A 7,162-nucleotide genomic window follows, 5' to 3' on the forward strand; every position below is an offset into this window, starting at 1 on the left:
GTTTTGCCCATTTTTACATAAGAATTTATGGCAGGTTCTGTCAAGGGTGTTTTTCCCTTGACGGGTTCTGACGGAAATTCTAAAATCACTAGGGCAAAATAAATTAAATTACATCTTGACATTTAATAGCTGGTCTAAATTACTTATAAGCATATTTTAACACAATAAATAAAAAAATACACAAAAAATAGAGACTCCGTTAGGAGTCTCTCATCCATTAAGGATGTAATAAAAAACCGTTCAAAAGGGGTATTGGGAATAGAGATCTTATTTGAGGTTACCAGGGGGATAACCACGTAAAGATTATAGCAAATTACGACAAGTTTTGCAACTCTTTTTTCAAAAAAGGATAAAATAATTTCATAAAGACCAAAACTTACTTTAAGAAAAAGGTCAAATCTTATATAATAATAGTGTATAGAAAAATAAAAAACAAATTAAAAAGGGGTGTTACAATGGATAAAAGAGTTTTAGATACATTAGAAAATCTAAAGAAAAATGGGTTTAAAGGAGAATTTTTTGAAACTAAGGATGAAGCTATAGAAAAAATAATAACCGAAATTCTAGAGGATGATAGTATATCAATAGGTGGTTCTATGACAATACTTGATCTTGGTCTTTATGAAAAGTTGAAGGAAAAAGGAAATGAAGTATATTGGCATTGGAAAGCTTCAGCTGAAGAAGGAAAACAAGTATTAAAAAAGGCTATAGAAACAGATATATACTTAACAAGTACTAATGCTTTGACAATAGATGGTAAATTAGTTAACATGGATGGAACAGGTAATAGAGTGGCTTCAATGATTTATGGCCATGAAAGAGTTTATATTATTGCGGGAAAAAATAAGATTTGTAAAGATTATAAAGAGGCATCTAATAGAATAAAAAATATTGCAGCGCCTAAAAATGCAAAAAGATTAAATAAAAATACTCCATGTGTACATACGGGAAAATGCAATGATTGTGATTCTCCAGATAGAATATGTAAGGCGGAAGTTATTCTTCATAAAAATCCTGATAATACACAGATAATTGTATATATTATTAATGAAGATTTAGGGTATTAATATTGATGAGGTGGTATAGTGTTAGTTTATTTAGATAATTGCTCTACAACTAAACCTAGAGATGAAGTTATTGATGAAATAAATTATATGTTAAAAGAAAGTTATGGAAATCCGTCGTCATTGCATAGTTTAGGATTAAAAACTGAAAAAAGGATTGAGGATTCAAGGAAAATAATTGCGGACTTTTTAAACGTAAGAAAAGATGAAATATTTTTCACTTCAGGTGGTACAGAAAGCAATAATATTGCAATTCAAGGACTAGTAAATAGGTATAAGAGAAAGGGCAACCACCTTATTACTACAAAAGTTGAACATTCATCTATATTTAATATTTTTAAATACTATGAAAATCATGGTTTTGAAGTTACTTTTCTAGATGTGGATGATAAAGGTAATGTAGACTTAGAACAATTAAAAAATGAGATAAGGAAAGATACAATATTAGTATCTATTATGGTTGTAAATAATGAATTAGGTGCCATAGAGCCTGTAAATGAAATTAGAAAGATAATGGAAGAAAAAAATTCTAAAGCTTTACTTCATTTAGACGGGGTTCAAGCCTTTGGTAAGATTCCAATAAATATAAGAAAATGGAAAGTTGATACCTTTGCTTTTAGTGCCCATAAAATTTATGGGCCTAAAGGTATTGGAGGATTATACGTTAAAAAAGAAATTAATATCAATCCTTTAGTTTATGGAGGTCAACAAGAAAGAGGATTAAGGTCCGGAACGGAAAATACGCCTGGTATTGTAGGAATGGCAAAAGCAGTAGAAATAATGGGCGAAAAATTTGAAGAGGAAAGAAAACACGTATATAAATTGAAGACTTATTTTGCAGAGAAAATATTAAAGGAAATTGAGGACATTAAAATTAATACTTCTTTAGATGAAGGTACTTCTCCCTATATATTAAATGTATCTTTTTTATATACAAAAGGTGAAGTGCTTCTCCATTATTTAGAAGATAAAGGTATATATGTATCTACAGCTTCTGCATGTTCATCAAATGCTGAAGACAAGAGTCATGTTCTAAAAGCTATAGGACTTAATGAAAATGAAATAGAAGGAGCTATTAGATTTTGTTTTTCCTATGAAAATACTTATAAAGAACTAGACTATACTGTAGAAGTATTAAAAAGATCTGTAGATGAAATAAGGCAAATAGTGAAAAGGTGATGAAAATGGAAAAAGTAATTAGTGTAAGTGTAGGAGAATTAGCCCTTAAAGGATTAAATAGAAAATTTTTTGAAGATAAATTAATAAGTCAAATTAAAGGTGCTACAAAAGATTTAGGAGCTCCATCTATTTATAAAGAACAAGGAAAGTTTTATATAGAAGGGGAAGAAAAATATTATGATCAAATAATTAATAGAGTAAAAAAAATATTCGGTATAGTATATCTTAGTCCTTGTATTAAAGTAGGCAAAAATATGTCGGAAATTAAGGAAGGTTCTATTTGTACTCTTAGAAAAGTTTTAGATAATAAGAATATAAATACATTTAAGGTAGAGACTAATAGGGTAGATAAAAGCTTTCCTTTAGAATCTCCAAAGGTTTCTCGTGAAATAGGGGGGCTAATATTAGGAAAATTTCAAAATTTAACTGTTGATGTTCATAATCCAAATATTTATTTATATATTGATATTAAAGAAAACTGTTATATATATACAGAAAAGATTAAAGGTTATGGAGGATTACCTGTAGGAACTAATGGAGAAGGACTATTGTTATTATCTGGGGGAATAGATAGTCCAGTTGCTGGTTTCTTAATGGCTAAAAGGGGAATAAAAATACATGCAGTTCATTATCATAGCTATCCTTTTACTGGAAAACGATCTGAAGAAAAAGTAAAAGCATTAGCTAAAATTCTATCAATGTATACAGGAGAAATAACTATCTATAGTGTAAACATATTAGAAGTCCAAAAAGAAATAAATGAAAAATGCCCTTCAAAAGAAATGACTATTCTTTCTAGAAGATTTATGATGAGAATTGCAGAAGAAATTGCTTTAAAACATAATATAAATGGATTAATTACAGGGGAAAGTTTGGGGCAAGTTGCTAGTCAGACTATAGAAGGTATTGGTGTTACTAATGCCAGTGTGACTTTGCCTGTATTAAGACCTTTAATTGGATTTGATAAAGTTGATATTATAGATATTGCTAGGGATATAGAAACCTATGAAACCTCAATATTACCTTATGATGATTGCTGTACATTGTTTTTACCTAAGCATCCTGTTACTAAACCCCGATTAAAAGATATTGAAAAGTCTGAGGAAAAATTAGATGTTGAAGGTCTAGTAGAAAAGGCTTTAGATACTATGAAAGTAATAAAAATTATTCCATAAGCTAAAAGACATAAAAAATTTAGAAGTAAAAGCCAATTTTTTATTGACATCAGTGTCAGCTATGTTAATATTATATATAAGCTTATAGTTCTAGGCAGAAGGGGGGAGAAAATAATTTGCCAAAGATAGTAGATTATGAAGTAAGAAGAAAGGAAATTTTAGAAAATGCAAGTAAAGTCTTTGCAGTAAAAGGATATGAAAAAACAAGGTTAGCCGACATATCTGAAAAATGTGGTGTGGGAAGAACAACTTTATATCAATATTTTAAAAATAAAGAAGAGATATTTTATTACACAGCCACAGAAGCTTTTGAACAAATAAAAGAAAAAGTTGAGACCATTGTAGAGGATGAAAACTTAACTATTCCTGAAAAGTTAAAAAAATTAATATTTGAATTAATCACTGAATGTGAACATAATTTTATGTTTGTATTATTAGTAGAAGTCTGGGTTATATTAAAAAGAGAAAGTAATGAAAAAATGGAAAAAGTAAATCAATATAATAAGGATATAATAGATATAATTAATAACCTAATATCTGATGGAATAGAAGCAAAAGAGTTAAAAACAGTTGATAGTGAAAGTATGGCAGATATATTGTTTTCATTTATTCAAACCTCTTTAATACAGCCGTCTTGCTGTAACAATGATCTAAGAGAAAGAATGAATTCTGTTAATTTTTTAATTGATGGATTAAAAGCCTAATATAGGAGGGATTTTAATGGCAGGTGTTAAAAAAGTTATTAGTACTGCATTGCTGAATGAAGGAATGAAATATATTGAAAAAGAACCTATGAAAAATATGCCGAAGCTTTTAAAATGGGCAGAAAAAATTGTAACTAGAGAAAATCATAAGCGCTGGCTAGAGGATTTTAAAAAAATAGCTGCAGATCCTGATGATAATTGGCATGTACTAATGGAAAGATATTTTACTGAGTTGTCGCCAAATACTAGAAAAAAGTTTATGATTAATTATATGGTTAACTCTGGTATAGTAGGAATACCTATTCAAGATAAGGTATCAAAGAAATACGATTGTAATGTACCTTGGGCAATACTTATGGATCCAACTAGTGCTTGTAATTTAAAATGTACAGGATGCTGGGCATCAGAATATGATAAAACTGACTCTTTAAGTTATGAAACATTAGATAGAATTATTAGAGAAGGTAAAGAGCTTGGGATTTATATGTATATATATTCAGGAGGAGAGCCACTAGTAAGGAAAGACGATTTAATTAAGTTGGCTGAAACTCACGATGATTGTTCTTTCTTATCCTTTACCAATGCAACATTAGTAGATGAAGAGTTTGCTAAAAAGTTAGGAGAACTTGGCAACTTTGGTTTAGCTATAAGTGTAGAGGGTTTTGAAGATGAAACAGATATGAGAAGAGGAAATGGAACTTACGAAAAGGTAATTGAAGCTATGGACCTTCTTAAGAAAGAAGGGGTAGTTTTTGGATTTTCAACATGTTATCATAAGTATAATACAGATATAATTGGTTCCGAAGAATATATAGATTTAATGATAGAAAATGGTTGTATGTTTGGTTGGTATTTTACCTATATTCCAATTGGGAAAGATGCTGTAACAGATTTAATTGCGACTCCAGAACAAAGGGAATATATGTATCATAGGGTAAGAGAAATGAGAAAAGAAAAGCCAATATTTACAATAGATTTTTGGAATGATGGTGAGTATGTAAATGGTTGTATAGCTGGTGGAAGAAAATATTTACACATTAACTCAAATGGAGATGTAGAACCATGTGCATTTATTCACTATTCAAATGTTAATATTAAAGATGTAAGTTTATTGGAAGCATTACAATCACCTTTATTTATGCAATATAAAGGGGAACAACCATTTAACGACAACCATTTAAGACCATGTCCTTTACTGGATAATCCTGAAAAGTTGAAGAAAATGGTTAATGAATCAAGTGCTTATTCTACCCAACCAGTTGATAGAGAAGATGTTGAGGATTTAACAGCAAAGACTATAGATGCAGCAAAGAATTGGGAACCTACAGCTGAAAAGTTATGGAACCAAACTTTAGAGAAAAAAGAAGAAAAAGTGACAAGTAATTAAAAAAGTAATAATTTTTAAAAGTAAAAAAATATTAAAGATTAAAATTAATAGGTATTATAAAATGGATTGCAATAAATTGTAATCCATTTTTTTATAAAAAAATGTTGACTTTTACTTATATTTTTTATTATAATAATTTTGCTCTATAATTGTTTAGTAATTATAAACCTTAAGTTTAATATATAATCAAATCATTAGGAGGATAATAGTGGATATTGGTGAGAAAATTAAAAGACTAAGGATACAAAATTCTTTAACTCAGGAAGAGTTAGCTGAAAGATGTGAATTGACTAAAGGTTTTATATCTCAAGTAGAAAGGGATTTAACTTCTCCATCTATTGCAACATTAGTAGATATTTTAGATGGTTTAGGGACTAATTTAAAAGATTTTTTCAATGATGAGGATAATGAAAAAGTAGTATTTTTAAAAGGAGATTTTTTTGAAACAGAAAATGAAGAGTATAAATATACTTTGAAATGGATAGTACCTAATGCTCAAAAAAATATTATGGAGCCCATTTTTATAGAAATAGATTCTAATGGTAGATCAAAAGAAGATACCCCTCATGAAGGGGAGGAGTTTGGTTATGTAATTTTAGGTAGTATAATTTTATGTTTAGGTAGTAAAAGGTATAAAGTGAAGAAAGGTGAAAGCTTTTATTTTAAGGCAAATGTAAACCACTATATTATAAATCCAGGTAAGGGAATTGCAAGGATTTTATGGGTGAGTTCGCCACCAAATTTTTAATTAAATAGGGGGAATTCAAATGGAAGAAAAATGTATTATTAATTTAACGAACATATCTAAAGAATATAATGAAGTGAAAATACTAAAAAATCTCAATCTATACGTAAGAAAAAATGAATTCATTACCCTTTTAGGTCCTAGTGGTTGTGGAAAAACGACTACCTTAAGAATTATTGGAGGATTTGAAGAGCCTAGTACCGGAAAAGTAATATTTGAAGGTAAAGATATTACTAATATACCACCATATCAAAGACAAATAAATACAGTATTCCAAAAGTATGCTCTTTTTCCCCATTTAAATGTCTTTGAAAATATAGCTTTTGGGTTAAAAATTAAAAAGGTGTTGAAAAGAGATATAGAAAAAAGAGTTGCTAGAATGTTAAAGTTAGTTAATTTAGAAGGCTATGGAAATAGAACTATTGAATCTTTAAGTGGAGGGCAACAACAAAGAATTGCTATAGCTAGAGCTTTAGTAAATGAACCTAAGGTATTATTATTAGATGAGCCTTTAGGTGCTTTGGATTTAAAACTTAGAAAAGATATGCAAATAGAACTTAAAAGTATGCAAAAAACTTTAGGAATAACATTTATATATGTAACTCATGATCAAGAAGAGGCCCTTACTATGTCGGATACAGTTGTAGTCATGGATAAAGGAGAAATACAACAAATAGGAACACCTGTAGATATTTATAACGAGCCTAAAAATGCTTTCGTTGCAAAATTCATAGGTGAAAGCAATATTGTTGATGGTATAATGCATGAAGATTTTGTAGTAGAAATAGAAGGAGAAGTATTTGATTGTATAGATAAAGGATTTAAAGAAAAGGAAAAGATAGATGTAGTCATTAGACCGGAAGACTTAGTGATTGTAAATGCCGATAAAGGAAAAATAACAGGGAAAG

7 protein-coding genes are annotated in these 7,162 nt (G+C 29.1%); all 7 read left to right on the top strand.

All coding sequences use genetic code 11. The features are described 5' to 3' along the window. Window positions 1-455 precede the first annotated feature (455 nt). Window positions 456-1,067 (top strand): lactate utilization protein, encoded by a 612-nt coding sequence (locus VK071_09255; protein HLR35490.1) that lies wholly within the window; start codon window positions 456-458, stop codon window positions 1,065-1,067. Between the two features lie 18 nt (window positions 1,068-1,085). Next, the gene (locus VK071_09260) at window positions 1,086-2,243 is read left to right on the top strand and encodes a cysteine desulfurase family protein (protein HLR35491.1); all 1,158 of its coding nucleotides are present in this window, start codon (window positions 1,086-1,088) and stop codon (window positions 2,241-2,243) included. Between the two features lie 5 nt (window positions 2,244-2,248). Next, the gene (gene thiI / locus VK071_09265) at window positions 2,249-3,418 is read left to right on the top strand and encodes a tRNA uracil 4-sulfurtransferase ThiI (protein ID HLR35492.1); all 1,170 of its coding nucleotides are present in this window, start codon (window positions 2,249-2,251) and stop codon (window positions 3,416-3,418) included. 116 nt (window positions 3,419-3,534) lie between these two features. Next, complete coding sequence (locus tag VK071_09270; GenBank protein HLR35493.1) at window positions 3,535-4,122, top strand: TetR/AcrR family transcriptional regulator; 588 nt, start codon at window positions 3,535-3,537, stop codon at window positions 4,120-4,122. Between the two features lie 16 nt (window positions 4,123-4,138). After that, window positions 4,139-5,509, top strand: coding sequence for a radical SAM protein (locus VK071_09275; GenBank protein HLR35494.1), 1,371 nt, complete (start codon window positions 4,139-4,141; stop codon window positions 5,507-5,509). 208 nt (window positions 5,510-5,717) lie between these two features. Then, a complete protein-coding gene (locus tag VK071_09280; GenBank protein HLR35495.1) occupies window positions 5,718-6,257 on the top strand; it encodes an XRE family transcriptional regulator in 540 nt (179 codons plus the stop codon). Between the two features lie 19 nt (window positions 6,258-6,276). Continuing rightward, window positions 6,277-7,162: polyamine ABC transporter ATP-binding protein (gene potA, locus VK071_09285; protein ID HLR35496.1), on the top strand; the 886-nt coding region annotated here is incomplete at its 3' end.

Source organism: Tissierellales bacterium, from assembly GCA_035301805.1.
GTDB lineage: Bacteria > Bacillota > Clostridia > Tissierellales > DATGTQ01 > DATGTQ01.

Bases quoted from the DNA above. Each gene is read 5' to 3' on its own strand.
- thiI (HLR35492.1), top strand. From the start codon at position 2,249: ATGGAAAAAGTAATTAGTGTAAGTGTAGGAGAATTAGCCCTTAAAGGA.
- VK071_09275 (HLR35494.1), top strand. From the start codon at position 4,139: ATGGCAGGTGTTAAAAAAGTTATTAGTACTGCATTGCTGAATGAAGGA.
- VK071_09255 (HLR35490.1), top strand. From the start codon at position 456: ATGGATAAAAGAGTTTTAGATACATTAGAAAATCTAAAGAAAAATGGG.